At 71.7% G+C, this 26,942-nt stretch carries 27 protein-coding genes; 8 read left to right on the top strand and 19 right to left on the bottom strand.

From position 1 onward, the window contains the following. Window positions 1-2 precede the first annotated feature (2 nt). From FHX82_RS14775 to ffh, 6 genes are all read right to left on the bottom strand, one after another. Window positions 3-242, bottom strand: a complete 240-nt coding sequence (locus FHX82_RS14775) for an RNA-binding protein (protein ID WP_020671256.1) — start codon at window positions 240-242, stop codon at window positions 3-5. Next, entirely contained in the window at window positions 239-667 is a 429-nt protein-coding gene (rpsP, locus tag FHX82_RS14780) for a 30S ribosomal protein S16 (RefSeq protein ID WP_145939216.1), read from the bottom strand. Before rpsP ends, FHX82_RS14775 begins: the two co-directional genes overlap by 4 nt. Window positions 668-833: 166 nt before the next feature. Then, window positions 834-1,610, bottom strand: coding sequence for a CPBP family intramembrane glutamic endopeptidase (locus FHX82_RS14785; protein ID WP_373308640.1), 777 nt, complete (start codon window positions 1,608-1,610; stop codon window positions 834-836). 62 nt (window positions 1,611-1,672) lie between these two features. Continuing rightward, complete coding sequence (locus tag FHX82_RS14790) at window positions 1,673-2,392, bottom strand: CPBP family intramembrane glutamic endopeptidase (protein WP_229880911.1); 720 nt, start codon at window positions 2,390-2,392, stop codon at window positions 1,673-1,675. A 323-nt stretch (window positions 2,393-2,715) separates the two neighbouring features. Next, a complete protein-coding gene (locus FHX82_RS14795) occupies window positions 2,716-3,780 on the bottom strand; it encodes an amidohydrolase family protein (RefSeq protein ID WP_145939214.1) in 1,065 nt (354 codons plus the stop codon). Then, the gene (gene ffh / locus FHX82_RS14800; RefSeq protein WP_145939213.1) at window positions 3,780-5,306 is read right to left on the bottom strand and encodes a signal recognition particle protein; all 1,527 of its coding nucleotides are present in this window, start codon (window positions 5,304-5,306) and stop codon (window positions 3,780-3,782) included. Before ffh ends, FHX82_RS14795 begins: the two co-directional genes overlap by 1 nt. Before the next feature lie 179 nt (window positions 5,307-5,485). Here ffh and FHX82_RS14805 point away from each other — a divergent pair, with 179 nt between their 5' ends. Together FHX82_RS14805 and FHX82_RS14810 are read left to right on the top strand one after the other, a co-directional pair. Continuing rightward, complete coding sequence (locus FHX82_RS14805) at window positions 5,486-7,240, top strand: ABC transporter ATP-binding protein (protein WP_145939212.1); 1,755 nt, start codon at window positions 5,486-5,488, stop codon at window positions 7,238-7,240. 10 nt (window positions 7,241-7,250) lie between these two features. Further along, window positions 7,251-7,676: a MarR family transcriptional regulator gene (locus tag FHX82_RS14810; protein WP_145939211.1), complete on the top strand. Its 426-nt coding sequence runs from the start codon at window positions 7,251-7,253 to the stop codon at window positions 7,674-7,676. A 589-nt stretch (window positions 7,677-8,265) separates the two neighbouring features. Here FHX82_RS14810 and ku read toward each other — a convergent pair. The 5 genes from ku to FHX82_RS14835 form a co-directional block, all read right to left on the bottom strand. Continuing rightward, window positions 8,266-9,159, bottom strand: a complete 894-nt coding sequence (ku, locus tag FHX82_RS14815) for a non-homologous end joining protein Ku (protein WP_145938424.1) — start codon at window positions 9,157-9,159, stop codon at window positions 8,266-8,268. 36 nt (window positions 9,160-9,195) lie between these two features. Continuing rightward, complete coding sequence (locus FHX82_RS14820) at window positions 9,196-9,552, bottom strand: hypothetical protein (RefSeq protein WP_145938423.1); 357 nt, start codon at window positions 9,550-9,552, stop codon at window positions 9,196-9,198. Between the two features lie 86 nt (window positions 9,553-9,638). Continuing rightward, window positions 9,639-11,954 carry a [protein-PII] uridylyltransferase gene (locus tag FHX82_RS14825; protein ID WP_145938422.1) on the bottom strand — a complete coding sequence of 772 codons (2,316 nt, stop codon included), beginning with the start codon at window positions 11,952-11,954 and terminating at the stop codon, window positions 9,639-9,641. Window positions 11,955-11,960: 6 nt separating this feature from the next. Next, window positions 11,961-12,299, bottom strand: coding sequence for a P-II family nitrogen regulator (locus tag FHX82_RS14830; protein ID WP_145938421.1), 339 nt, complete (start codon window positions 12,297-12,299; stop codon window positions 11,961-11,963). Then, window positions 12,296-13,690 carry an ammonium transporter gene (locus FHX82_RS14835; RefSeq protein WP_183176632.1) on the bottom strand — a complete coding sequence of 465 codons (1,395 nt, stop codon included), beginning with the start codon at window positions 13,688-13,690 and terminating at the stop codon, window positions 12,296-12,298. The genes FHX82_RS14830 and FHX82_RS14835 overlap by 4 nt, the downstream gene beginning before the upstream one ends. 206 nt (window positions 13,691-13,896) lie before the next feature. Between FHX82_RS14835 and FHX82_RS14840 the strand changes: the two genes are divergently transcribed. Continuing rightward, window positions 13,897-14,727 (top strand): putative RNA methyltransferase, encoded by an 831-nt coding sequence (locus tag FHX82_RS14840; RefSeq protein ID WP_145938420.1) that lies wholly within the window; start codon window positions 13,897-13,899, stop codon window positions 14,725-14,727. Continuing rightward, window positions 14,724-15,329: a (2Fe-2S)-binding protein gene (locus tag FHX82_RS14845; RefSeq protein WP_145938419.1), complete on the top strand. Its 606-nt coding sequence runs from the start codon at window positions 14,724-14,726 to the stop codon at window positions 15,327-15,329. The genes FHX82_RS14840 and FHX82_RS14845 overlap by 4 nt, the downstream gene beginning before the upstream one ends. On the opposite strand, the gene FHX82_RS14850 is transcribed toward FHX82_RS14845, so the two are convergent. Further along, entirely contained in the window at window positions 15,303-16,169 is an 867-nt protein-coding gene (locus tag FHX82_RS14850) for an aldo/keto reductase (protein ID WP_145938418.1), read from the bottom strand. The genes FHX82_RS14845 and FHX82_RS14850 overlap by 27 nt on opposite strands. A gap of 73 nt (window positions 16,170-16,242) precedes the next feature. Here FHX82_RS14850 and FHX82_RS14855 point away from each other — a divergent pair, with 73 nt between their 5' ends. The 3 genes from FHX82_RS14855 to FHX82_RS14865 are packed head-to-tail and all read left to right on the top strand — an operon-like array spanning window position 16,243 to window position 18,873. Beyond that, window positions 16,243-17,532, top strand: a complete 1,290-nt coding sequence (locus tag FHX82_RS14855) for an O-acetylhomoserine aminocarboxypropyltransferase/cysteine synthase family protein (RefSeq protein ID WP_145938417.1) — start codon at window positions 16,243-16,245, stop codon at window positions 17,530-17,532. Further along, window positions 17,529-18,056 (top strand): CoA-binding protein, encoded by a 528-nt coding sequence (locus tag FHX82_RS14860; RefSeq protein WP_145938416.1) that lies wholly within the window; start codon window positions 17,529-17,531, stop codon window positions 18,054-18,056. Before FHX82_RS14855 ends, FHX82_RS14860 begins: the two co-directional genes overlap by 4 nt. Before the next feature lie 37 nt (window positions 18,057-18,093). Beyond that, window positions 18,094-18,873: an MBL fold metallo-hydrolase gene (locus FHX82_RS14865; RefSeq protein ID WP_145938415.1), complete on the top strand. Its 780-nt coding sequence runs from the start codon at window positions 18,094-18,096 to the stop codon at window positions 18,871-18,873. 151 nt (window positions 18,874-19,024) lie between these two features. On the opposite strand, the gene FHX82_RS14870 is transcribed toward FHX82_RS14865, so the two are convergent. From FHX82_RS14870 to FHX82_RS14900, 7 genes are all read right to left on the bottom strand, one after another. Next, window positions 19,025-19,669 carry a DJ-1/PfpI family protein gene (locus FHX82_RS14870; RefSeq protein WP_145938414.1) on the bottom strand — a complete coding sequence of 215 codons (645 nt, stop codon included), beginning with the start codon at window positions 19,667-19,669 and terminating at the stop codon, window positions 19,025-19,027. Beyond that, on the bottom strand, window positions 19,644-20,648 hold the full coding sequence (locus tag FHX82_RS14875) for a GlxA family transcriptional regulator (RefSeq protein ID WP_145938413.1): 1,005 nt from the start codon (window positions 20,646-20,648) through the stop codon (window positions 19,644-19,646). Before FHX82_RS14875 ends, FHX82_RS14870 begins: the two co-directional genes overlap by 26 nt. A 64-nt stretch (window positions 20,649-20,712) precedes the next feature. After that, the gene (gene alc / locus FHX82_RS14880; protein ID WP_145938412.1) at window positions 20,713-21,711 is read right to left on the bottom strand and encodes an allantoicase; all 999 of its coding nucleotides are present in this window, start codon (window positions 21,709-21,711) and stop codon (window positions 20,713-20,715) included. Then, window positions 21,711-23,030: an allantoinase AllB gene (allB, locus tag FHX82_RS14885; protein ID WP_145938411.1), complete on the bottom strand. Its 1,320-nt coding sequence runs from the start codon at window positions 23,028-23,030 to the stop codon at window positions 21,711-21,713. The genes alc and allB overlap by 1 nt, the downstream gene beginning before the upstream one ends. Then, window positions 23,030-24,694, bottom strand: a complete 1,665-nt coding sequence (gene gcl / locus FHX82_RS14890; RefSeq protein ID WP_444541924.1) for a glyoxylate carboligase — start codon at window positions 24,692-24,694, stop codon at window positions 23,030-23,032. The genes allB and gcl overlap by 1 nt, the downstream gene beginning before the upstream one ends. A gap of 22 nt (window positions 24,695-24,716) precedes the next feature. Next, a complete protein-coding gene (locus FHX82_RS14895) occupies window positions 24,717-25,580 on the bottom strand; it encodes a 2-hydroxy-3-oxopropionate reductase (protein WP_145938409.1) in 864 nt (287 codons plus the stop codon). Beyond that, window positions 25,577-26,362: a hydroxypyruvate isomerase family protein gene (locus FHX82_RS14900; protein ID WP_145938408.1), complete on the bottom strand. Its 786-nt coding sequence runs from the start codon at window positions 26,360-26,362 to the stop codon at window positions 25,577-25,579. The genes FHX82_RS14895 and FHX82_RS14900 overlap by 4 nt, the downstream gene beginning before the upstream one ends. Before the next feature lie 89 nt (window positions 26,363-26,451). On the opposite strand from FHX82_RS14900, the gene FHX82_RS14905 reads away from it, so the two are divergent. Continuing rightward, the gene (locus tag FHX82_RS14905) at window positions 26,452-26,916 is read left to right on the top strand and encodes a helix-turn-helix domain-containing protein (RefSeq protein WP_145938407.1); all 465 of its coding nucleotides are present in this window, start codon (window positions 26,452-26,454) and stop codon (window positions 26,914-26,916) included. Window positions 26,917-26,942 lie beyond the last annotated feature (26 nt).

Consider the following 26,942-nt stretch of genomic DNA (forward strand, 5'->3'; position numbering starts at 1 on the left):
GGTCAGCGGTCGGTGTCGACGACGTCCACGCGGACGCCCCGGCCACCGATACCGCCCATGACCGTGCGCAGCGCCGTCGCGGTACGGCCGCCCCGCCCGATGACCTTGCCCAGGTCGTCGGGGTGGACGTGCACCTCGAGCGTGCGGCCGCGCCGGGTGGTGATCAGCTCGACCCGGACGTCGTCCGGGTTGTCGACGATCCCGCGCACCAGGTGTTCGAGGGAGTCCGCGAGGAAGCTCACGCCTCTTCCTTGCCCGCCTCGTCGGCCTCGGCCTTCTTCGGGGCCTTCTTCTTCGGCGTGGTCGCCTCGGTGGAGGGCTCCTCGCCGGCGGCCGCGAGCGCGGCGTTGAACAGGTCCTGCTTCGACGGCTTCGGCTCGCGGACCTTCAGCGTGCCCTCGGCGCCCGGCAGGCCCTTGAACTTCTGCCAGTCACCGGTGATCTCGAGGATGCGCTGCACCGGCTCGGTCGGCTGCGCGCCGACACCCAGCCAGTACTGGGCACGGTCGGAGTCGACCTCGATGAAGCTCGGCTCCTCCTTCGGGTGGTACTTGCCGATCGTCTCGATGGCCTTGCCATCCCGGCGGGTGCGCGCGTCGGCGACGATGATGCGGTAGTACGGCGCACGGATCTTGCCGAGGCGCTGCAGCTTGATCTTGACGGCCACGGGTGTGGGTACTCCTTGGTGTTCTCGGTGCTCGCTGGTGCCGGGTCACGATCCGAGTGGGGAAACGGACACGATTACCCGAAGCTTCGGTCGCCACGGCACGGTTGAGAGGGACCGGCCGGAGCGGGCAAGGGTCAATTGTGCCAGACGTCTTTCCGGGCGCGTCCTACAGGGTCATGACGCCCAGTGACGTGAGCAGGAGCGCGACCGCGGGGAGGAAGTTGTTCATCTGGTGCGCGACGACCGCGCCCAGCAGTCTGCCGGTGAGCAGGCGGGCCAGTCCGATGGGCAGCGCGATCACCAGCAGCAGCGTCGTGCGCAGCGGTTCGAGGTGGCTGACCGCGAACAGCGCCGTGGACAGCAGGAACGCCGCGAGCCTGCCCCACTTCTCCTTGCCCCACTGCAGCCGCTCGACCGCGCCCCACAGCAGGCCGCGGTAGATGACCTCCTCGCAGATGGGGCCGAGGATCCACAGGTAGGCGAACATGATGATCGCGGCGGTCACGGACATCGGCTGGTCCTCGACCAGCGCCCCGATCGCCGACGTGGCGTTGTTCTGCCCCACCGCCTGGGTCCAGACGAACGCGCTGACGGTGGTCAGGACCAGACCGAGCACGCCGAGCTTCAGGCCCAGCCGGACGTCCGCCCAGCGCCACTCCAGCCGCAGGTCCAGGCGCGGGCCGTTGCCGCGCCACACGGTGAACAGCACCGCCACGAGCGCGGCGAGCGCGGTGGGGATGATCGTGCCGATCAGCACCGTGCGGGGCGGGATGGGTTGCCCGGCGGGACCGGGGCCGAGCAGGACGCTGACGAACGCGGCCGAGGCGAGCAGGACGGCTTCGACGACCAGGAAGGCGCCGAAACCCCAGCGGTGCTCGGGGGCCGGGGGCGAGTCGGGCAGGTCGACGGAGTCCAGTGGTTCGTCCGGTTGCGTCGCCGTCACCCCGTGCCTCCGTCCCATCCGACCGAACCACCTACCGAGCCTAGTCCCCATCGCGCCGCCGTTCAGGAATCGGTGAACAGCAGCAACGCGGGAGCCAGGTTGTTCACCGCGTGCGCGACGAACGCCGCGCCCACCCGGCCGGTGCGCCGCCGGGCCCAGCCGATCGCCACGCCCTGCGCGACGAGCGCGACCGTGCGCGTCGGCTCGCCGTGCAGGTACGCGAACACCACGGCCGTCAGGACCAGGACGACCCAGCGCGGCACGCCGTGGTGTTCGAGCGCGTTCCACAACGCGCCGCGGACCAGCAGCTCCTCCGCCAGCGGAGTCGCGACCACCACGACGAGCGCGGCCAGCGCGAGCCAGAGCGTGGTGTCGTCGTCGTTGTCGGCGAGGTCCGCCAGTGGGCCGTCGGAGACGCGGTCCGTGCCGTACAACGCGAGGAGCAGCAGGTTGAGCAGGTAACCGGCGACCAGTGCGACGGCACCGCAGGCGAGCCCGACCTTGACGTCGCGAGCGGTGGGCAGCACCCCGAACCGTTCGCCGTAGCGGCGGGCGCCGAGCACCGGGGGCAGGCCGAGCAGGACGGTCGGGAGGAAGGCCAGCAGCAGGAGGGGGCCGACGTCCAGCAGCTCCAGGGGGTCGGCGCTGGGGCGGCCGGAGCGCGCGGCGGTGATCGCGAGGGTGGCCAGGTGGTACAGACCGAGGCCGACGAAGAAGGCGAGGAAGCCCCAGTGGGCACCGCGGGTGCGGTTCTGCTGGTCCACCCGCGCGCCCCCTTCCACGGCTCCAGGCTAAGTGGCGCGGTGCGATCGATCGAACCCGGGGCGTGAGGGGCGGTTGCGGGGCGGCGGGCTGCGCGGGTCGCAGCAGGGCGGCGGACGGGGACTGCGTGCGAGGGGCGGACTGGGCGGTCGCGCAGTAGTGGAGGCGGGCGGCAGTGGACGCAACAGCGGGCACGGCAGTCGCAAGACTGCGAAGTCGTGGCGGATGGGAGCGCGGAGACAGTGGCGGGCTGCGACAAGTGCGGCGACAGGTGGCAGCGAGGGTGCGCCGCAGGGGCGGCACCGCCAACGCGTGAGAACGGCCGTGGGCCCGCCCGGAAGGCTCAACGGATGAGCTTGCCCCGGAGCAGGATGTGCCGCGGGTGGCGGAGGACGGACAGGTCCTCGCGCGGATCGCGGTCGTAGACGAGCACGTCGGCGGGGGCGCCGTCCGTCAGGGAGTCGTGGCCCAGCCACTCCCGTGCCGCCCAGGACGCGGCCGCCAGGGCGTCCGTGCGGGACATGCCCGCTCGCCACAGGGCCTCGATCTCGTCGACCACGCGGCCGTGCGCCACCATGCCTCCCGCGTCGCTGCCCGCGTAGACGGGAACGCCCGCCGACATCGCCTCGGCGACCATGTCGCCCACGCCCGCGTGCAGCGCTCGCATGTGCGCCGCGTACGCCGGGTACTTGCCCGCCTTCTCCGCGATGCCCGGGAAGTTCTCGATGTTGATCAACGTCGGCACCAGCGCCGTGCCTCGGCGGGCCAGCTCGGCCAGCTGGTCCGGGGACAGGCCGGTGCCGTGCTCCAGGCAGTCGATCCCGGCGTTGATCAACCCCGGCAGGGCGTCCTCGCCGAAGACGTGCGCCGTCACGCGGGCTCCGGCTTCGTGCGCGACCTTGACCGCCTCCGCCAGCACGTCGTCCGGCCACAGGGGCGCCAGGTCACCGACCGAGCGGTCGATCCAGTCCCCCACCAGCTTCACCCAGCCGTCACCGTCGGCGGCCTGCTCGGCCACCGCCGCGGGCAGGTCGTCCGGCGAGTCCAGCTCCAGCCCCAAACCCGGTACGTACCGCTTCGGCAACGCCAGGTGCCGCCCCGCGCGGATGATCCGCGGCAGGTCCTCGCGCGCCTGCAACGGGCGGGCGTCGATCGGCTGCCCACAGTCGCGGATCAGCAACGTGCCCGCGTCGCGGTCGACGAGCGCCTGCGAGATCGCTTCGTCCACTGTGGCCGGTCCGGACACGCCGATGCCGGGGTGGCAGTGGGCGTCGACCAGGCCCGGCACGAGGAAACCCTCGGTGACGAGCGTCGGCGCGTCCTCCACCGGGGAGAACCGCAGGCGCCCGTCGCGCACCCAGACGTCCCGCTCCTGCCCGTCGGGCAGGACGACACCACGCAGGTGCATCACTTGTTCTTGGGCAGCTTGAACTTCGACGGGTCGAAACCGGGTACGTCGTTCATGCTGCCGCCCAGCTGGGACAGGTCGGGCATCCCGCCGCCGCCACCGGGCGGCAGCATCGGCATGCCACCGGGGAAGCCGCCGCGCACCTTGGGCTGCGTCGGGCCCTTGCCCTTGCCCTTCTTCCCCTTCTTGTTCTTGCGCTTGGTGGCGCTGCCGCCGCCGAAGCCGAACCGGCCCGCCATCTGCTGCATCATCTTGCGGGCCTCGAAGAACCGGTTCACGAGGTCGTTGACCTCGCGCACGGTCACCCCCGAACCGACGGCGATGCGCTGCCGCCGCGAACCGTTGATGATCTTCGGGTCGGCGCGCTCCGCCGGGGTCATGCCGCGGATGATCGCCTGCACCCGGTCCAGCTGCTTGTCGTCGACCTGCGCCAGCTGGTCCTTCATCTGGCCCGCGCCGGGCAGCATGCCGAGCAGGTTGCCGATCGGGCCCATCTTGCGCACCGCGAGCATCTGCTCGAGGAAGTCCTCCAGCGTCAGCTGGCCGGTGCCGAGCTTCGCCGCGGCCTTCTCCGCCTGCTCCTGGTCGAACGCCTGCTCGGCCTGCTCGATCAGGGTGAGCACGTCACCCATGCCCAGAATCCGGCTGGCCATCCGGTCCGGGTGGAAGGTGTCGAAGTCTTCGAGCTTCTCGCCGTTGGAGGCGAACAGGATCGGCTGCCCGGTGACCTGCCGCACCGACAGGGCGGCACCACCGCGGGCGTCACCGTCGAGCTTGGTGAGCACCACGCCGCTGAACCCGACGCCGTCGCGGAACGCCTCGGCCGTGTTGACCGCGTCCTGACCGATCATCGCGTCGACGACGAACAGCGTCTCGTCCGGCTGGACCGCGTCGCGGATGTCCGCGGCCTGCTTCATCAGCTCCTCGTCGACGCCCAGCCGGCCGGCGGTGTCGACGATGACGACGTCGTGCTGCGCGCGCTTGGCCTCGGCGACACCGCGGCGCGCCACGTCCACCGGGTCGCCGACGCCGTTGCCCGGCTCCGGTGCGAAGGTGGGCACGCCAGCCCGCTCGCCGACCACCTGGAGCTGGGTGACGGCGTTCGGGCGCTGCAGGTCACAGGCCACGAGCAGCGGCGCGTGGCCCTGCTTCTTCAGCCACAGCGAGAGCTTGCCCGCGAGCGTCGTCTTACCGGAACCCTGCAGACCGGCGAGCATGATCACCGTCGGCGGGTTCTTGGCCAGGCTGAGCCGCCGCGTCTCGCCGCCGAGGATCGCGACGAGCTCCTCGTTGACGATCTTGACGACCTGCTGCGCCGGGTTGAGCGCGCCCGAGACCTCGGCGCCCTTGGCGCGCTGCTTCACCTGCGCGATGAACTCCCGCACGACGGGCAGCGCGACGTCGGCCTCCAGCAGCGCGATACGGATCTCGCGCGCGGTGGCGTCGATGTCGGCGTCGGTCAGCTTCCCCTTGCCCCGCAGTGTCTGCAGGGCGGCGGTGAGCCGGTCGGAGAGGGTGTCGAACACGGGTGTGCACGCTCCAGCTGGTCGTGGTTGCTCCGTCGACCAGGGTAGCCGCCCGCCGCGGCCGAGCTGCGGGTACCGCGAAACCAGCCGAAACCGGTACCCAGCAGGTGCGTACCGATCTGCGAAGCCAACCCTTGGGACGACGAAAAAGCCTTGCGCAGATTACTACGCTTTCGCGTATGACTTCTCTGGTCGAAGACGAGGAACGGCACGTCCCGCTCCGCCGGATCGTCGCCCTGTTCCGGCCCTACCGGTGGGCGATGGCGGGTCTGCTGGGGCTGATCGTCGTGCAGGCCGGGCTCGGCGTGGCCTCCCCGTTCTTCCTGCGCGCGATCCTCGACAGCGCGCTCCCCCGCCGCGACACCGTCCTGCTCACGCTGCTCGCGGCGGCCATGATCGCGTGCTCGCTGGGCAGCGGGGCGATGAGCGTGACGACCACCGGCGTGGCGAACACGATCGGCCAGCGGGTGATGAACGACCTGCGTGTCGGCGTCTACGGGCACCTGCAGCGGATGTCGCTGGCCTTCTTCACCAGGACCCGCAGCGGCGAGGTGCTCTCGCGGGTGTTCAACGACATCGGCGGGGTGGACAACGTCGTCAACAACACCGCCAGCAGCATCGCGCAGAACGGCATCACCACGCTCGCCATCGCCGTCGCGCTGCTGGTGATGGACGGGCAGCTCGCGCTGCTCGGGCTGGTCGTCGTGCCGTTGTTCCTCGTGTTCACACTGCGGCTGGGGCGCAGGCGCCGCGCGCTCGCCCGCGGCCGGCAGGCCCGGCTCGCGCGGCTGACCACGATGGTCGAGGAATCGCTGTCGGTCGCGGGCGTGCTGCTCGCGAAGACGATGGGCAGCGAGCGGGAGCTGCGGGAACGGTTCGCGCGGGAGTCCGCGGAGATCTCGCGGCTGGAGCGGCAGTCCGCGCTGGCCGGGCGGTGGCAGCTGGCGTCGCGGCGGATGTGCCTGACGTGCGTGCCCGCGATCGTCTACTGGCTCGCCGGAATGGCGCTGGCGCACGGCGCGAGCCCGACTTCGCTGGGCACCGTGGTGGCGTTCACGAGCATGCTGAACCGGCTGGTCGCCCCCGCGACGGCGATGCAGTCCGTGGGGCAGAACCTCTCCACCGCGACCGCGCTGTTCGGCCGCATCTTCGAGGTGCTGGACCTGCCGATGGAGATCGCGGACCGGCCCGGGGCGGCCGAGCTGACCGTGCGGGAGGGCGCGGTGAGCCTGCGTGGGGTGTCCTTCCGCTACGGCGACACGTGGACGCTGCAGGACATCGACCTGGAGATCCCCGCCGGTTCGACGACCGCGCTCGTAGGCGCGACCGGTTCGGGCAAGACGACGCTCGCGTACCTGGTGGCGCGGTTGTACGAGCCGAACGAGGGCAAGGTGCTCCTCGACGGCGTCGACATCCGCGACGTCACGCTGCGTTCGCTGGCCGGCGCGGTCGGGCTGGTGTCGCAGGAGACCTACCTGTTCCACGCGAGCGTGCGGGAGAACCTGCGGTTCGCGAAACCGGACGCGACCGACGAGGAGATCGAGCGGGCCGCCCGCGCGGCGCACATCCACGACACGCTCGCCGCGCTGCCCGAGGGCTACGACACAGTGGTCGGGCAGCGCGGATACCGGTTCTCCGGTGGGGAGAAACAGCGGATGGCGATCGCCCGGATCCTGCTGCGCAACCCGCCGGTCCTCGTGCTGGACGAGGCGACGAGCGCGCTGGACAACCGCACCGAGCGGGCCGTCCAGGCGGAGCTGGACCGGCTGGCGGCACAGCGCACCACGATCGCGATCGCGCACCGGCTGTCCACTGTGGAGCACGCCGACCAGATCGTGGTGCTCGACGGCGGGCGGATCGTGGAGCGGGGCAAGCACGCGGAGCTGCTGGCGCTCGGTGGGCGCTACGCCCGTTTGGTCCGGGGCGACACCTAAGCTGGGGATCATGGCGGACCCCGACCTGGCCGACCTCGCCCGCGTCGTGCGGGAGGGGGTCGGCAGGCTGAACTGGCGGATGCGCGCGGAACGCGGCGGGGAGAGCACGCTGGTGCTGGCCGTGCTCTCGCGGCTGCACCGGGCGGGCACGCAGACGCCCAAGGAGGTGTCGGACGGGGAGAAGATCCAGCCGCAGTCGCTGACCCGGGTGCTGGCCGCGATGGAACGCGACGGGCTCGTGTCGCGCCGCCCGGACCCGGACGACCGGCGGCGGTCGCTGCTGGACATCACCCAGTCCGGGCTGGCGGCTTTGCGGTCCTACAGCGAGCGGCGGGAACGCTGGCTGGCCGCGGCGATGGCGGAGACGCTGACCGAGACGGAACAGGAACTGCTCCGGCTGGCGGCGAAGGTGATGATGCAGCTGGCGGACAGTTGAGGGTTGGCGCGGCGGTGACCGGGGTGACCGGGTGGTGGCCGCGTGGCGCGGGGTGAGGGGTGCTCGGGTGGCGCTGGGGGTGGCCGGGGCTGGGGGTGACTCGGCGGCCGCCTGGTGAGGCGGTTGCCGGGCGGGATGACGGCTGGCCTGGTGGGCCCCGGATGGCGGCGGCTGGGCGGCGGTGCGGGGTGGAGTGGCGGTCAGGCTGGCGGCGGCTCGGCCGCGACCCGGGGCGGGTGGCGGCGGAAACGGATTGCGGCGGCTGCGTGGCAGCGCGGCGGCTCCGAAAACCCCCAAAAACCCCTCGAATACTCATGCGGGTGGCTCGCCCCCTCGCCGAGCCACCCGCATGGTCGCGTCGTAGTCGTCGGGGTCTGCCGCTCGCCGGACCCCCAGTGACTGGCGAGATGGGCCTTCGACGTCCTCGACGCGATGGCCTCAGCCTGCCGGTTCCGGGGGCCCGCGGGCAGCGTGAAGACACCCAAGTAGCACTAGGTAGTTCTACTCAAGCTGCTTGCCGAACCAACTCCGTACGCGGCGGTGTGACGCGACCGGGCCGCAGCCGTGACGCGACTTTCCCAAAAAATCTTCAGCGCCGCGACTTCGGGGCGTTGCGGGCCTTCGAAGCGGCCTTCCGAGCCCCCGCGCGGGACTGCGCCGCCTTCTCCGCCGCCGCCTTGGCGCGCTTCACCGCGGGCGACGACGCCTGGTCCTCGTCCGTTCGCTCCTGCGCCGTCTCCTGCAACGCCTCCAGCAGCTGCTCGACGCCCGCGTCCTGGGCCGCGGCCGTCGGGCTCAGCACCTCGCGGTCCTCCACCTTCGCCGCGATCAGCTCCTGCAACGCGGCGGCATATCTGTCCGTGTACTGCGCTGGTTCGAAATTGCCCGACAGGTTCTCGATGATGTTCGCCGCCGCACGAACCTGCGCCGTGCGGATGTCGATGTCGTCGTGCAGGAACGGGAAATCGGGGGTGCGCACCTCGTCCGGCCAGTGCAGCGTGTCCAGCATCAGCACCTGCCCGCGCACGCGCAACGCGCCCAGCGTCTCCCGCTGCCGCAACGCCACCCGCACGATCGCGACGCGCTCGGCCTGCTGCAGCGCCTCGCTCAGCAACACGTACGGCTTCGTCGCAGGCACCTCGGGTTCGAGGTAGTAGCTCTTGAGGAAGTACAGCGGATCGAGCTGCCCCGGCGGGACGAACCCGCAGATCTCGATCGAGTGCGCGGTGGGCAGCGGCAGCTCGGCCAGCTCGTCCTCCGCCAGCACGACCACGTCACCGCCCGGCAGCTCGTAGCCCCGGCCGACCTCGTGCTGCGGGATCTCGGCCCCGTCGACCTCGCAGATCCGCTTGAGCCGGATCCGGCCGCCGTCGACCGAGTGCAGCTGGTGCAGCCCGGTGCTGTGGTCCTCGGTGGCGCTGTAGGCCTTCACCGGGATCGCCGAACTGCCGAAACCGATCGTGCCTTTCCACACGGTGCGCATTCGAACAGTTTAGCGAACGAACCCCGTCCCCTATAGCTACAAACGGGTGTCCGGGCCGGCGAACTCGGCCGCGATCTGCGCGAACGGCTCGCTTTCGGCCAGCGCGTCGGCCGAATAGCCGAACGCACCGGCGGCCGCCTGGAGCACCTGGGCCAGCGCGCCGACCTCCGGCGAGGGCGCGGCGGCGAGCACACCCGCCTGCCCGTCCTCCACCCGTTCCGCGAGCCGGGTGAGCGCGCTGGACAACAACCGCTGGCCGGTGACGAGATCGGTGATCACCTTCGCCAGCTCGCCCAGCTCCACCTCCTGGGCACCGTCGAGCTCGGCGGCGCACGCACGGAGGTGGGAAGCGGCCACCGTGGACGGCAGGACGGTCGGCTCGAGCTCCGGCATGGCGGTCATCCTGCCATCGCGATCACCGATCGCCCGCGCGACACCCCGGGGCCCGCCCGCCGGATCGGCGGACGGGCCCGGAGAGCTCACGAGGCCGCCGCGAGCACCGCCTGCTCGACCCGGTGCCGCCACGCCAGGTCGAGGCTTCCGCCGCGCGGGGCGACCGCGAAGGAGTCCACGACGGCGCCGCCGAGGGTCGCGACCTTCGCCCAGCGCACCTCGGCCTCACACGCCTGCAGCGCGCCCGCGACCCGGTGCAGCAGGCCGATCCGGTCGTGCGCCCGCAGTTCGAGGACCACCGTGCTGGCGCCGGCGGTCTCGTCGTCGAACCACAGCACCTTGGGCTTCGCCATGACGCGGACCGGAGTGGAGTAGTCCCGCTCCTTCGCCGCGAGCTTCTGCTCCAGCGCGAGCCCGCCCGACACCGCCCGCGAGAACTGCTCCCGCAGCAGGCCCGGGTCCGGCAGCGAGCCGAACTTCGGCGACGCGGTGAAGATGCCCGCCCGGCCGTTGCCGTGACTGCGCAACGACGCCGTGTGCACCTCCAGCGAGTGCAGCGCGAGCACCCCGGCCGCCGGGGCGAGCAGCTCCGCGCGTTCGGGCACCGCGAGCACGACCGTCGCCACGTTGCCCTGCGCGCTGATCGAGACCTCGCCGCGGCCGTTGCGCACCGCCGTCTCCACCAGCTCGCGCTGCTCCCGGTCGAGCGGTTCCGGTGGTGCGAAACCCTTGCCCTGCAAGACGTGCCGGCAGCGCTGCACCAGGTTCTCGACCAGGCCCGCCTTCCAGTCCGTCCACACGCCCGGTCCGGTGGCCAGCGAATCGGCCTGGGTGAGCGCCTGGAGCAGTTCGAGCAGCACCACGTCGTTGTCGACCGTCTTCGCGATGCGGGCGATGGTGGCGGGCTCCTCGATGTCGCGACGCGTCGCCGTGTGCACCAGCAGCAGGTGGTGGCGCACCATCGCCGCCACGGTCGTCGCGTCGGCCTCCGGCAACCCGAGGCGACGGGCGACCTGCACCGTGATCGCCGCGCCCAGCTCGGAGTGGTCGGTGTCGCGGCCCTTGCCGATGTCGTGCAGCAACGCGCCGAGCAACAACAGGTCCGGCCGGGACACCGTCGTGGTGAGCTTGGCCGCCTCCACGCACGTCTGCACCAGGTGCCGGTCCACCGTCCACGAGTGCACCGGTTCGCGCGGCGGCAGGTCGCGCACCGCGCCCCATTCCGGGAACAGCCGCGCCCACAGGCCCGTGCGGTCGAGCGCCTCGACCGCGTCGATGAGCCCTTCGCCCGCGCCGAGCAGCTCGGTGAGGGCGTCGCGCGCGTCGGGCGGCCAAGGGGTGCGCAGTTCCGGCGCGGAGTCGGCGAGCGTGCGCAGGGTGCCGTGCGCGATCGGGGCTCCGGTGCGGGCCGAGGCCGCCGCGACGCGCAGCAGCAGGCCCGGGTCCTTGGCCGGCACGGCGTCGCGGGCCAGCGACACCTCGCTGCCGTGCAGCACCACGCCCTCGTCGAGCGGGGTGCGGCTGGGGCGGCGGCCGAACCGGCCCTTCGGTGGGTCCACAGTGGACCGGAGCGCGACCTCGACGGCGTAGCCGACGGTGCGGCCCGCGCCGGCGAGCTTGCGCGCCAACGTGAACCGGTCGCCGAAGCCGAGCTCCGCGGCGACCAGCTCGGCGTCCGGGGCACCGAGGATGTCGCGGTCCCGCCGCAGTTCCCGGCGCATTTCGGTGCGCACGTCGAGGAGCAGTTCCTTGGCCGCGCGCAGTTCCTCGCCCGGCCGGTCGGTCAGCTGCGCCGCGGCGAGCGCGTCCAGCACCCCGAGGTCACGCAGCCCGCCCTTGCCGTACTTGAGGTCGGGCTCCGCGGACTGGGCGATCTCCCCGCTGCGCTGCCAGCGCTTGCGGGTGGACTCCGCCAGCTCGGGCAGCCGCTTGCGGGCCGTGCGGCGCCACTGGTCGCGGGCCGCGGTGGCGAGCCGGGCGGTGAGCTCGGCGTCGCCCGCGAGGTGCCGCGCGTCGAGCAGCCCCATCGCGGTCCGCAGGTCCTCCGAGGCCACCTGGACGGCTTCGGCGGGCGTGCGGACGGAGTGGTCGAGGCCGATGCGCGCGTCCCACAGCGGGTACCACAGCGCGTCGGCGATGTCGGCGACCTGGGGGTTCTGGTTGTGCACCAGCACCAGGTCGAGGTCGGAGAACGGCACCAGCTCGCGCCGTCCGAGGCCGCCGACGGCGACCAGCGCGACACCGGGTTCAGCGGTGTCGACGCCGGCCGCCGCGGCGGCCTTGCTCAGCCAGAACTCGTACAGGTCCACCAGCGCGGCCCGCAGGGCGGCAGCGCCGAGCCTGCCGTGCCTGCCTTCCAGCAGCCGGTTCGCCGCCTGCGCGAGTTCCCCCCCGAGAACCATCCGCGCCTACAGGGCGTCCGTGCCGCGCTCGCCCGTGCGAACCCGGACCACGGTCTCGACCGGCGTCACCCAGACCTTGCCGTCACCGATCTTGCCGGTGTGCGCGGCGTTGACGATGGCCTCGATGACCTTCTCCACTCCTCCGTCGTCGGTGACGACCTCGACGCGGAGCTTGGCGACGAAGTCCACGGCGTACTCGGCACCGCGGTAGACCTCGGTGTGCCCCTTCTGCCTGCCGTAGCCCTGGACCTCGCTGACGGTCATGCCGAGCGCGCCCAGCTGCTCCAGCGCGGCACGGATGTCGTCGAGGGTGAACGGCTTGACGATGGCGGTGATCAGCTTCATGCCTTGCTTCCTTCCAGTGCCGCGCCGTCCTTCGACGCCGCCGCGAGCGCTGCCGGACCCGAACCGCTGTGGCCACCGAGGACGGACTGGCCGAAGTCGTACGCGCTTTCCGCGTGCTGCGCCTCGTCGATGCCGTTGACCTCGTCCTCGGTGCTGACGCGGAAGCCGCCCGCCGCCTTGATGATGAAGCCGAGGATGAGCGTGACGACGAACGAGTAGGCCAGGACGGTGAAGGCCGCCGCCGCCTGCCTGCCCAGCAGACCGAGACCACCGCCGTAGAAGAGCCCGTCGGCGCCGAGGGAGTTGACGCTGGTGGTGCCGAAGAAGCCGATCAGCAGCGTGCCGACGAGACCGCCGACCAGGTGCACGCCGACCACGTCGAGCGAGTCGTCGAAGCCGAGCTTGTACTTGAGGCTGATTGCGAGCGCGCACAGCGCACCGGCGATGACCCCGATCGCGATCGAGCCGAGCGGGGTGACGTAACCACACGCCGGAGTGATCGCGACGAGACCCGCGACGGCACCGGACGCGGCTCCGAGGGTGGTCGGCTTGCCGAAGCGCAGCTGCTCGACGAGCAGCCAGCCCAGCACGGCGGCCGCGGTGGCGACGGTGGTGTTGGTGAACGCGACACCGGCGAGGTCACCGGCCGAGAGCGCCGAGCCCGCGTTGAAGCCGTACCAGCCGAACCACAGCAGCGCGGCGCCGAGCAGCACGAACGGCACGTTGTGCGGGCGGCCGGTGTCCTTCGGCCAGCCCTTGCGCTTGCCGAGCACCAGTGCGAGCGCGAGCCCCGCGGCACCGGCGTTGATGTGGACCGCCGTACCACCGGCGAAGTCGAGCGCCTTGAGCTTGTTGGCGATCCAGCCGCCCGCGGAGTCGGGGCCCATGAAGCCGTCGAACGAGAACACCCAGTGCGCCACCGGGAAGTAGACGATGGTCACCCACAGCACCACGAACAGCGCCCAGCCCCAGAACTTGGCGCGGTCGGCGATCGCACCGGAGATCAACGCGGGGGTGATCACGGCGAACATCAGCTGGAACATCGCGAACACGATCACCGGCAGCGCGTCGGAGCCCGGCCAGGCGACCGCGGGGCTCGTGCTGGTGGCCGCGGTGGCGAACCCGGCGAGGTGGCCCCACGTGTTCGCGAAGCCCGCCTGGCTGAAGTTCCCGATCAGGCCGCTGAACGCGTCGGTCGAGAAGGACTCACCGAACCCGTAGAGGACCCACAGCACGGACACGATCGCCAAGCAGATGAAGTTCATCATGAGCATGTTGAGGACGCTCTTCACGCGAACCATGCCGCCATAGAAGAACGCCAGCCCTGGTGTCATGAGCATGACCAGCGCGGCGCTGGCCAACACCCATGCGGTGTCTCCTGCGTTCAGCACATCTTCCTCCCGGCTCGAGATATTGCCCGGGAGTTTTGAATTCGGGTGTTTCGCCGGACGGCATCCGACGTTTCACCGGCGTGAACTGTCCGGGCGCGAGTGTTACGACCACGTTTCCCGCGCTACTGGTGGCGGTGTCCATTCACGAAACGTCGCCGTCAGACACGGTCGGTGACCGGCGCCGGGGCGCGTGCTGGAATGGAGCAATGACCCTTCCGTCTCCCGTCGTGACGGCGTTGCGGTGCTCGCTCTGCGGCGATCCCGTCGAGCCGGCCGGGCGCACCCTGCGCTGCCCCCGCGGGCACGCCTTCGACCTCGCGAAACAGGGGTACGTGAACCTCCTGCACGCGAAGGTCCCGGCGGGCACCGCCGACACCGCGGAGATGGTCGCCGCGCGGGTGGAGTTCCTCGGCGCCGGGCACTACGCCGGGCTCGCGGACCGGCTGGCGAAGCGGGCCGCGGGGTTGCGCCCGAACCTCGTCGTCGACGCGGGCGCGGGCACCGGCTACTACCTCGCCCGGGTGCTGGACGAGGTGCCCGAGGCGACCGGGCTGGCGCTGGACGTCTCGGCGCTCGCGCTGCGGCGCGCGGCGCGGGCGCACGAGCGGATCGGCGCCGCGGTGTGGAACCTGTGGGAGCCGTGGCCGGTCGCGACCGCCTCGGCGGAACTGGTGCTGAACGTGTTCGCACCCCGCAACGGCGCGGAGTTCTCGCGCGTGCTGCGGCCGGACGGGCGGCTGCTCGTGGTGTCGCCCCAACCGGCGCACCTGCGGGAGCTGGCCGCGGTGGTGGACCTGCTGGAGGTGGACGAGCGCAAGGAGGAGCGGCTCGACGGCGCGCTCGCCGGGTACTTCGAGCCGGTGTCGCGGGAGGAACACATCGAACGGCTCACACTGTCCCCTGTGGACGTTTGCCGCGCGGTACTGATGGGTCCCAGCGCACACCACCCCGAGCGGCTCGCGCGACTCGGCGAGGTCACCGAACCGGTCGAGGTGACGGCGTCGTTCGTGTTGTCCGAGTACCGGAAGCTGCCGTGACCACGCCCGCCACGCGCATCACCGACCGGGCGTGGCTGCGCGCCCAGATCGACCTCGCCGCCCGGCGGTACGGCCACGCGCGTACCGATGTGCTCGGCACGATCTGGTGGTACTCGGCGTCCTCGGTCCTGGTGGCGCCCACCCTGGAAACGCTGGCGAAGGCGGAACCCCCGCTCGACCCGGCGCTGGACGCGCTGAGCCTGGAGCTGCTGCCCGACGGCACCCTCGTGAGCGCGCAGTCGTCTCGGCGGCTCACCGGCGACGTCGGCGCGGCGTTCGCGGGGATGATCGAGGCCGTCGTGGCAGCGCTCGAAGACGTGACCGGGGCCCGTGCCCCCGCACTGCGCGCGATCGCGACGGACTCGGTCGCCAACCGTCTACTGTGGAACGGCGCGCCGGGCCTGGCCGAACCGATGGCCGCGGCCATCGGCCTGCCGAAGCCGCGCTACGCCGACGTCGGCGGCACGACCGTGGTCCGCCGCGCCTCGTGTTGCCTCCTCTACCTCGCGACGCGGCAGGACAAGTGCCTCAGCTGCCCGCGCCAGACGCCCGCGGAGCGCGAACGGCGGCTGCGGTCAGCCTTCGGCCAAGGCGGACAGTGACGCGAACTCGTCGTCGGTGAGCTCCACCCGCGCGGCGGCGACGTTCTCCTCCAGGTGCGCCACCGAACGCGTGCCGGGGATCGGCAGCATCACCGGCGACCGGCGCAGCAGCCACGCCACCGCCAGCTGGGCCGGTGACGCCTCGTGCTCCTTCGCCGCCTGCTCCAGGATGCCGCCGGGCCGCGCGAGCCGTCCGGTGGCGATGGGGAACCACGGGATGAACGCGATGCCCTGCTCGGCCGCGTGGTCCAGGACGGGCTCGTTGTGCCGGTCGGCGAGGTTGAACAGGTTCTGCACGCTGACGATTTCCGCCACGTCCCTGGCCTGTTCCAGCTGCGCGACGTCGACCTCGGACAGTCCGATGTGCCGGATCTTGCCCTCGTCCTGCAGCTGCTTCAGCTCCCCCACCTGGTCGGCGAGCGGCACCTCGGGGTCGACGCGGTGCAGCTGGTAGAGGTCGATCCGGTCCAGCCGCAACCTGCGGAGGCTCATTTCCACCTCCTGCCGCAGGTACGCGGGACGGCCGCACGGCACCCACTGGTCCGGTCCGGTGCGCAGGAACCCGCCCTTCGTGGCGATGACCAGATCGTCCGGATACGGGTACAGGGCCTCGCGGATGAGCTCCTCGCTGACGTGCGGGCCGTAGGAGTCGGCCGTGTCGATGAGGTTGACGCCCAGCTCCACGGCCCGGTGGAGCACCGCGATCGCGCCGTCGTGGTCGGCGGGCGGACCCCAGACGCCGGGGCCGGTGAGCTGCATCGCGCCGTAGCCGAGGCGGTGCACCGGCAGGTCGCCGCCGAGCAGGAAGGTGCCGCCCGGAGCGGTCTCGATGTTCGTCATGGGACCGCGACTACCCACTTCCACGAGCCGGGAACCTTGGCCCGCAGGGGAAATCCTGGGTAACGTCCCAGGGGTGAGTGAGCGCAGCTGGGGTTTCCGCACCCGGGCACTGCACGCCGGCGGGACGCCCGACCCGGCGACCGGGGCCAGGGCGGTGCCGATCTACCAGACCACGAGTTTCGTGTTCGAGGACGCCGCCGACGCGGCCAACCTGTTCGCCCTGCAGAAGTACGGCAACATCTACAGCCGCATCGGCAACCCGACGGTGGCGGCGTTCGAGGAGCGCCTGGCCAGCCTGGAGGGCGGCATCGGCGGGGTCGCCACCAGCAGCGGGCAGGCCGCGGAGTTCCTCACGTTCGCCGCGCTCGCCGAGGCGGGTGACCACATCGTGTCCGCCAGCGGCCTCTACGGCGGGACGGTCACCCAGCTGGACGGCACGTTGCGCCGGTTCGGGGTGGAGACGACGTTCGTCCCCGACGACGACCTGGACGCGTACGCGGCGGCGATCACCGACCGCACGAAGCTGGTCTACACCGAGATCATCGGCAACCCGGGCGGGGGCGTCGCGGACCTCGCGGGCCTGGCGGACCTCGCGCACGCACACGGCATCCCGCTCGTCGTGGACGCGACGCTCGCGACGCCGTACCTGTGCCGCCCCATCGAGCACGGCGCGGACATCGTGCTGCACTCGGCGACGAAGTTCCTCGGCGGGCACGGCACCACGCTCGGCGGCATCGTCGTCGAGTCCGGGAAGTTCGACTGGGGCAACGGGAAGTTCCCGCGGATGACGGAGGTCGTGCCCTCCTATGGCGGGCTGAAGTACTGGGAGAACTTCGGCGAGTACGCGTTCTGCACGCGGCTGCGTGCCGAGCAGCTGCGTGACATCGGCGCGGTGCTCTCGCCGCACTCGGCGTTCCTGCTGCTCCAGGGCGTCGAGACGCTGCCGCAGCGGATGGACGCACACGTGCGCAACGCGCAGGCGGTGGCGGAGTTCCTCGCCGCCGACGACCGCGTGGCGTGGGTGAGCTACGCGGGTCTGCCCGGCCACCGGCACCACGAGCGCGCGAAGAAGTACCTGCCGCTGGGGCCGGGCGCGGTGTTCTCGTTCGGTGTCAAGGGCGGCCGGGCGGCGGGCGAGAGGTTCGTCGAGTCGGTCGAGCTGCTCTCGCACCTGGCGAACGTCGGCGACGCGCGCACGCTGGTGATCCACCCGGCGTCGACCACGCACCAGCAGCTGTCCGACGAGCAGCTGCGGGCCGGTGGCGTGGGCCCGGACCTGATCCGGCTGTCGGTCGGGCTGGAGGACGTCGAGGACATCTGTTGGGACCTCGATCAGGCGCTGGCGGCGGCGGTGAAGGCATGAGTTTGGAAACAAGTGTCCCGGCGGGCGCTGTGCGGGCGGATTCCGCGCTGTCCTGGACTCCGCCGACGGCGCGGGAGCGGCAGGCGATCCTGCGCCGCACGAAGTCGGTGACGATCGTGGGCGCGTCGGACAACCCCGCGCGGCCCAGTTTCTTCGTCGCCACGTACCTGCTGTCGTCGAGCCGCTATCGGGTGAACTTCGTCAACCCGCGGTTGAAGACGCTGCTGGGGCAGCCGGTGCACGCCTCGCTGGCGGACGTGCCGGACGTGGACCTGGTGAGCGTGTTCCGCAAGCACGACGACCTGCCGGACGTCACCGAAGAGGTGATCGAGGCCGGGGCGCGGACGCTGTGGCTGCAGCTGGGCCTGTGGCACGAGCCGGTCGCGGAGCGCGCCACCGGCGCGGGGCTCGACGTGGTGATGAACCGGTGCGTGAAGATCGAGCACGCGCGCTTCGCGGGTGGCTTACACCTGGCGGGTTTCAATACCGGTGTGATCGGTTCGCGCCGCCAGTCGGCACCGTGAGGGGAAGGAACGCCATGCGGAAACGGTTGTTCTGGACATGACCGGAGAGCTGCGGGTTACGTTCGTCGGCGGACCGACCGCGTTGCTGGAGATCGCGGACCGGAGGCTGCTCACCGACCCGACGTTCAGCCCGGCCGGGGAGTACGAAACCGGCCCGGGGCGCACGCTGACCAAGACCGAGGGCCCGGCGGTGCCGCTGTCGGAGCTGGAGCCGGTCGACGCGGTGCTGCTGTCGCACGACCAGCACCCCGACAACCTGGACCCGGCGGGGCGTGAGCTCGTCGGCCGGATCCTGCTGACGCTGACCACCGTGAGCGGCGCGCGGCGCCTGGGCGGCACGGCGCAGGGCCTGCCGCCGTGGGCCGCGCTGGCGCTCGGGCAGCTGGAGGTCATCGCGGTGCCCGCCCAGCACGGCCCGGCCGGCGCCGAGGGCGTGACGGGCGAGGTGACGGGTTTCGTGCTGCGCGGGCGGGACGTGCCGTCGGTGTACGTGTCGGGCGACAACGCGTCGCTGGACCAGGTGCGGGCCATCGCGCGGCGGGTGGGACCGGTGGACGTGGCGTTGTTGTTCGCGGGGGCCGCGCGGACGTCGTTGTTCGACGGGGCGCCGCTGACGCTGACCAGCGAACTGGCGGCGGAGGCGACGCGAATCCTGAACGCGAAGATCGTGATCCCGCTGCACACGCGCGGCTGGGGTCACTTCACGGAGGGCCCGGACGCGGTGCGCAAGGCGTTCGCGAACGCGGGCCTGAGCGAACGGCTGCGAGTACTGGAGCCCGGGGAGTCCATCACACTGATCTCCCGCCGCGGCGAGTGACGCTGCTGCCCCTGGGCGAGGCCGCGATCAGGGCGCTTGCGGCAGGGGATTTCGCGGCCTTCGGGCGGCCGGAGTGGCTCGCGGGTTGGGGCCGGGCGCGGGCGCGCTGACGGAGCTGCTCGACCGCGCGAGTTCGACGCCCGCTGAGGGCCTACTCCGCCCCTTCCAGGACGAAGCGGCTGCGGTTCCGCAGGAAGGTCACCACCTCCGCCGGGGCCTTGGCCGGGCTGCCGGCGTCGTACGGGGGTTGCGGGTCGTACTCGATGCCCAGTTGGATGGTTTGCGCCAGGAGGTCTCCGCCGAGGCGACCGGACACCGCGAGGGCCATGTCGATGCCCGAGGAAACACCCGCCGCGGTGACGTACTTCTCGTCGAACACCACGCGCTCGCTCACCGGGGTCGCGCCCAGGCCCGTCAGTTGCTCCAGCGCCAGCCAGTGCGAGGTCGCGCGGCGGCCTCGCAGCAGGCCCGCCGCGCCGAGGATCAGCGAGCCCGTGCACACCGACGTCGTCCAGGTGGTCGTCTCGTCCACGGCACGCAGCCACTCGTGCACCGGACCGTCCGACATGAGCGCCGTCTGGCCCGGGCCGCCCGGTACGACGACGGTGTCCGGCTCAGGAACATCCACGAGCGTGGCGTCGACGACCAGCCCGAGGCTGCCCGTGTCGTTGCGCACCGGGCCTCTCCGCTCGCCCACGAAGACCACCTGCGTCTCCGGGATGCGGCTGAAGACCTCGTAGGGACCGACGGCGTCGAGTGCCGTCAGCCGGTCATACAGCAGGATCGCGATCTGCATCTCTCTCCTTCCGGTGGCCGGGCTGGAACCGGCGGCGGTATTCGGCGGGGTTGACGCCGAGCGTGCGCAGGAAGGCCCGCCGCATCGCCTCGCTGGTGCCGAAACCGCACCGGTGGGCGATGGCGGCGATGCCGTCGGTGGTGTCCTCCAGGTGACGGCGGGCCGCCTCCAGCCGGACGCGGTCGACGTACCGGCCGGGCGGCATGCCGACCTCCGCGGTGAACGCCCGCGCGAAGTGCCGGGGCGACAGGCTCGCGCGGCGGGCCAGCGCCTCCACGGTCAGGTCCGCGGCCGGGTTGTCTGTGATCCACTGCTGGACCTCGTGCAGCGGCTCGCTCCGCGCCGTCTGCGTGGCGAGCTGCACGCTGAACTGCGCCTGGTTGCCGGGCCGCCGCAGGAACACGACGAGGTTGCGGGCGATGGCCAGCGCGATCTCGCGGCCCAGGTCCTCCTCGACCAGCGCGAGCGCGAGGTCGATGCCCGCGGTGACGCCCGCGGACGTGGCGACGTGCCCGTCCCGGATGAAGATCGGCTCCGCGTCGACGTCGATCTCCGGGAAGCGGCCGGCGAGGGTATCGCAGTACGCCCAGTGCGTGGTGGCGCGGCGGCCGGCGAGCAGCCCGGCCTCGGCGAGCAGGAACGCGCCCGTGCAGACCGAGACGACCTGCTCCGGGCGCCGCCCGTGCTCCCGCAGCCAGGCGACGACCTCCGCGTCCGGCGTCCGGGTGCCTTCACCTCCCGGCACGAGCAGGAGCTCCGGCACCGCAGCGGAGTTCAGGTCCTCGTCGGGCGTGACGAGCAGACCGCTGGACGTCCGGACCGGGTGGCCGCCCGCCGCCGCGGTGGTGACGGCGTACGCGGCCGGGCGACCGTCCCGGTGCCGGAAACGGTTGGCGTAGCTGAAGACTTCGAGCGGCCCCGTCAAGTCGAGGCTCTGCACGCCCTCGAAGAGGACGATGAGCACGGTCCGGGTCTCCATGCCACCCATGCTCGTCCGGCAGCGGGGATGGCCACAATGCCGGACAACCCACCTTTTCGGCCGCCTACCGCGCCTCCTCGAAGCGGGCCGTGAACGCCGCGCGGCCCTCGTCGGTCAGCGCGCCGTGCAGCCGGAGCCGGGCCATCCCGCCGTCCGGGTAGATGTCCAGGCGCAGGTGGGTCAGCTGACGTGGCTGCTCGACCGGGAACCGGTGCCGTGTGTCGGGCTGAAGACGCGTGCGGGGCAGCACCTCGAACCACGTCTCGCCGTCGACGGAACCGCTGAGCGAAGCCCAGCCCGGCGCGTTGCCCTTGAAGTGGCTCGTGTCCAGCTCCGCGAGCCTCGGCAAGCCCGCCCCGGCCAGCGCGATCACCACCCAGTCGTTGCCGTCGTCGCGACGGCGAGCCGTCTCCCAGCCCTCGCCCATCACCGCCGCGAAACCCGGCGAGATCAGGTTCGACGGCGACGAGTAGAACATGTTGCTCGCCGCCACGACGCGAGCGCCGTTCTCCAGCGCCGCCAGGTCCAGCGAGCCCAGGTCCAGCAACCGCGGGTCGGCCACCGGCGTGCCGTGCACCCGGAACCGCGCCACCCCGCCGTCCGGGTGGATCGTCAGCCGCACGTGCGTCCAGCGGCGCGAGGACGAGACCTGGAACGAGTTCTCACTGTCCCCCTTCAACGGGGACTTCTCCACCAGAGTCGTCCAGTCCAAAGCGGACAGTTCGTCGGGCGACGGGTAGCCGTCCACCGCCACTGCCTCGACGGACGCGAACGGCGGATAGTTGCCTGTGAAGAACGCCGTGTCCACGACGACCCCCGAGACCACGCCGGGCAACCCGAGCCGGACGATTGCCTGGTCGGAGCCGGGCTCACGGCGCCGCCGCGTCTCCCAGCCGTCGTAGATCTGCCCCTTGTGCCCGAAGCTCCAGGGCTGGAACTCCGGCCGCGACGGCTTGATCAGGTTCTCCCGCTCGGCGAACAACTCGTCGTTGGCCCATACCACCGAACCGCCGACCCGCCGCGACGCCAGGTCCGGCTCGTTCGTCCACTCTGGACTGTCCACTACGCACTCCCTCGTACCAGCAACCGACCCTGCGGCTCACCCGTGACCTCGCGGCCCCGCAACCACGTCGACCGCACCACGCCCGTCAGCGACCGGCCGTGGTAGGCGCTCACCGGGTTGCGGTGGCGCAGGTTCGCCACGTCCACCACGAACTCCTCGTCCGGCGCGAACACGCAGAAATCCGCGTCCGCACCCGCCGCGATCCGGCCCTTGCGCGCCAGCCCGGCCTGCTCGGCGGGCCGCTCCGCCATCCAGCGCACCACGTCGGCGAGACCGAACCCGCGTTGCCGCGCCCCGGTCCACACCGCGGGCAACCCGACCTGCAGGCTCGCGATCCCGCCCCACGCCTCACCGAAGTCGCCGCTGTCGAACCGCTTCAGCTCCGGCGTGCACGGCGAGTGGTCGCTGACGACCAGGTCTATCGTGCCGTCCGCGAGCCCCTGCCACAGCCGTTCCCGGTTGTCCGCCTCCCGGATCGGCGGGCAGCACTTGAACTGCGTGGCGCCGTCGGCGATCTCCTCGGCCGTGAACGTCAGGTAGTGCGGGCACGTCTCGACCGTCAGCCGGACCCCGTCCCGTCGCGCCTGCGCGATCATCGGTAACGCGTCCGAAGAGGACAGATGCAGGATGTGCACGCGGGCGCCGGTCCGGCGGGCCAGTTCGATGACCCGGGAGATCGCCACGTTCTCCGCCTCCCGCGGCCGGGAGCCGAGGAAACCGCCGTACCCCGGGCCGTGCGGCTGGGGGGCTTGCTCGATCGTCTCGGCGTCCTCGGCGTGCACGATCATCAGCGCGCCCAGGTCACGCAGGAGGCCGAGGTCCGCCTCCAGCTCGTCGTCGGACAGCGGCGGGAACTCGTCGACGCCCGAGTGCAGCAGGAAGCACTTGAACCCGAACACGCCCTCGACGTGCAGCGCCCGCAGCTCGCCCGCGTTGCCCGGGATCGCGCCGCCCCAGAAACCGACGTCGACGTGCACGCGCCCGGAAGCCGTCTTGCGCTTGATGTCCAGCGCCGCCACGTCGACCGTCGGCGGCAGGCTGTTGAGCGGCATGTCGACGATCGTCGTGATGCCGCCGGCCGCCGCCGCGCGGGTCGCCGTCTCGAAGCCCTCCCACTCGCTGCGGCCGGGGTCGTTGACGTGCACGTGGGTGTCGACCAGCCCGGGCAGCAGGACCTCGTCGTCGCCCAGCTCCACCACCCGCTCGCCGGTCAGCCCGCCGGCGGCCACCTCGACGATCCGCCCGTCCCGCACCCCGACCTCGCACGGCCCCTCCCCCGCGGCCGTCACCGCCCGCCGCGCCCGCACCACCAGGTCCATCAAACCTCCTCGAACTCCACCACGTTCGCCAGTGACGTCCCCATCGCAGCGTTTTCCGTGCGCTCGATCAAGACCTCCACCAGCACCGGGCGGCGCGTGCGCTCGGCCTCCTCGCGCGCCCACGCCAACGAGGGCCGGATGTCGGCGGGCTCGGTGACGCGCGTGCCCGTGCACCCGTAGGCGGACATGAGCCGCACGTTGTCCGCACCGTCGTACGCGATGTCCACCTGGTAGTCCATCCCGTAACCGCGTTCGGCCTGCCGGATCAGGCCCAGGTAGGAGTTGTTGAGCATGACCAGCACGAACGGCACGTCGTACTGCGCGGCGACGGCCAGCTCTTCGACGAGGAACTGGAACGAGTAGTCCCCGACGATGCCGACGACCTCCGCCCCGGGCCGGGCCTTCTTCACGCCGATCGCGGCCGGGATCTCCCAGCCGAGCGGGCCGGCCTGCCCGCACACCTGGTAGTGCCGTGGCTTGTGCGCGCGCTGGAACTGGCCCGACCAGATCTGGTACAGCCCGATCGCGGTGACAAAGTACGTGTCCTCGCCGAACAGTTCGTTGATTTCGCGGAACACGCGGGGCGCCTTGATCGGGACCGTGTCGAAGTCCTCGCGGCGCGGCAGGTCCTGGCGCAGCTGCCCGATCCGCTTCACCCACGGGCTCCGGTCGGGCACCGGCTCCCGGATCGAGTCCAGCAGCGCGCGCAGGAACTCGGCCACGTCGGACACGATGCCCAGGTCCGGGCCGAAGACGCGGCCCAGCTGCGTGGGCTCGATGTCGACGTGGATGAACTTGCGGTCGCCGCGGTAGACGTCCAGCTCGCCGGTGTGCCGGTCGCCGAACCGCGCGCCCAGCGCGAGCACGAGGTCCGCCTCCAGGAACGCCGCGTTGGCCCAGCGCTGGGAGGTCTGGATGCCCGCCATGCCCGCGAACAGCTCGTGCTCCTCGGGGAAGCCGCCCTTGCCCATGAGCGTGACCTGCACCGGCACGCCGAGCCGCTCGGCCACCTCCCGCAGCAGGTCCGCGGCCTCGCTCAGCACCACTCCCCCGCCCGCCAGTATCAGCGGGCGTTCCGCGGCGAGCAGCAGGTCCAGCGCCCGTTCGACGCGCGGGAGGTGCGGCGTCACGACCGGCACCGGCAGCGGGCAGTCGATGCCGGAGTCCCACTCGATCTCCTGCTTCTGCACGTCCAGCGGCAGGTCGACGAGCACCGGACCGGGGCGCCCGGACCGCGCGATGCGGAACGCCTCGCGGAAGATCCACGGCGCCTGCGCGGCCTCCTTGACCTGCACGGCCCACTTCGTGACGGGCTTGGCGATTTCCACGATGTCGACCGCCTGGAACGCCTCCTGGTGCAGCTTCGACGACACCGCCTGGCCGGTGATGCACAGGATCGGGATCGAATCCGCCTGCGCGGTGTAGAGGCCGGTGATCATGTTGGTGCCCGCGGGCCCCGAGGTGCCGATCGCGACGCCGACGTTCCCGGTGGTGCGCGCCCAGCCGTCGGCCATGTGCGTGGCACCCTCCTCGTGCCGCACGACGAGGTGCTCGATGCCGCCGTGGGAGCGCATCGCCTGGTACAGCGGCAGGATCGCGGCGCCGGGACAGCCGAACACGGTGTCCACGCCCTCGCTCGCGAGGACTTCGACGACGGCCTGCATCACGGGCATTCTCGGCATCGCACTACTCCCGTCCGGACAGCTGGTCGACGAGCTTCAGCAGGGCGCCGTGGTCGAGCCCGCCATGCCCCTGGGCCTTGAGCGACGCCATCAGCTGGGCGACCACCGCGCCCAGCGGGAGCACGACCCCGGCCTCGCGGGCGGCGGCCTGCACGATGCCGAGGTCCTTGTGGTGCAGCTCGACGCGGAAGCCCGGCGTGAACTCGCGCCGCACCATGGCCGCGGCCTTGCGGTCGAGGATGCGGTTTCCCGCGAGGCCACCGGAAAGGACCTCGATCGCGGCCCCGGTGTCCACGTCGTGTGCTTCCAGGAACACCAGCGACTCCGCGACCAGTTCGATGGTGCCCGCGACGATGAGCTGGTTGGCGGCCTTCACGGTCTGTCCCGCGCCCGCGGCGCCGACGTGCACGACTGTGCTGCCCACGGCTTCGAGCACGGGACGCGCGGCGGCGAAGTCCTCCGCCGCGCCGCCGACCATGATCGACAGGCTGCCCTCGATCGCGCCCTGCTCGCCGCCGGACACCGGGGCGTCGACAGCCCTGGCGCGGCTCGCGATCTGACGCGAGACGTCCGGCCGGATGGTGCTGCAGTCGATCAGCAGCGTGCCCGGCTTCGCGTGCGCCAGCACGCCGTCCTCACCGAGGACGACGGCCTCGACATCGGGCGAGTCGGGCAGCATGGTGACCACCACGTCGGCGTCGCGCACGGCGTCGGCGACGCTGTCGGCGCCCCGTCCGCCCGCTTCGACGAGCCGTGCAATCTTGACCGAGCTGCGGTTGTAGCCCGTCACGTCGAACCCGGCCTTGACCAGGTTGGCCGCCATCGGGCCGCCCATGATGCCCAGGCCGATGAAGCCGATCTTCGTCATCGCTTGCCTCCCAGCCAGCCGAAGGAGTCCTCGGTGCGCCCGCTCGGGTGGTATTCCAGGCCCGCGTACCCGGTGTAGCCCGCGTCGGTGAGCTTGGCCAGGTAGCCCTCGATGTCGAGGTTCCCCGTGCCCGGCTCGTGGCGCCCGGGCACGTCGGCGAACTGGACGTGCCCGATGCGGTCGACGTGGTGCTCGATCACCGCGTCGAGGTCGTCGCCGTTGGTGCCCAGGTGGTAGAGGTCGAACAGGAGCAGGATGTCGTCCCGGCCCACCTTGTCCATCACCGCGAACGCGTCGGCGGCCGTCTTCAGCGGGTACCGGTCCGCGCCGGAGAGCGGTTCGAGCACGAGCCGCGCGCCGATCCGGGCCGCAGCACTCGCCGCGGTGTCCAGTGTGGACAGTGCGTGTTCGTCCTGCGCCGCCGGGTCCTGGCCCTCGACCCGGTTGCCGTAGAGCGCGTTGAAGGTCCGGCAGCCGAGCCGTTCGGCGATGCCGACCGCGATCTCCACGCTGTCGGCCAGCTCCCGCTCACGGCCGGGCCACGACACCACACCCCGGTCCCCGGCGGGCATGTCCCCGGCGAAGAAGTTCAGGCTCACCAGGCTCACGCCCGCGTCGGCGACCGACCGCACGAACGCGTCGACCTCCCGGTCACCGGGGTTGGCGGTGTCGAACGGCCACCAGTACTCGACCGCGGTGAACCCGGCGACCCTGGCCGCGTCGGCGCGCTCCAGCAGGGGCAGCTCGGTGAACAGGAGGGAGAGGTTCGCGTCGTACCGCATAGCGCCTTCTTCCGTATTGCGGAAATTGAATTCCGTAGAACGAGAATAGCTCTGTGGTCGGGGCCCGGTCAACGGGATACGGTGCGAGCGTGGAGCTGAGAGCCGAGTTCACCACCGAGCCCTTCCGCGGCGAAGGCGAGCCGCCCGAGCACGCCGTCCGCGCCCGCGAAGCGGCCACCGAAGCCGGGCTGACCGTCGATTTCGGCCCCCTCGGCACCACCGCCTCCGGTGAGGCGGACGCCCTGCTCGGCGCACTGCCCGCGATCGCCCGTGCCGCGCTCGACGGCGGCGCCACCCGGCTCACGCTGCAACTGTCCACAGGTGACACCAAGCCCATCCCCGAACCCGCGCCGCAACTGGAACGGCTCATCCGCGAGGTCGAAGCCCAGCTCGGCGCCCCGCTCGCCGAACTCGACCGCGCCGGCAAGCAGCGTGCCGTGCGACTACTGGAAGAGCGGGGTGCTTTCGCGATGCGGAAAGCCGTGGTCACCATCGCCTCCGCTCTCGGGGTCACGCGGTTCACCGTCTACAACTACCTCAACCGCTCCCATTGACTTCAACAAATTGTTGACGGACTATC

Source organism: Amycolatopsis bartoniae, assembly GCF_014191255.1.
GTDB lineage: Bacteria > Actinomycetota > Actinomycetes > Mycobacteriales > Pseudonocardiaceae > Amycolatopsis_E > Amycolatopsis_E bartoniae.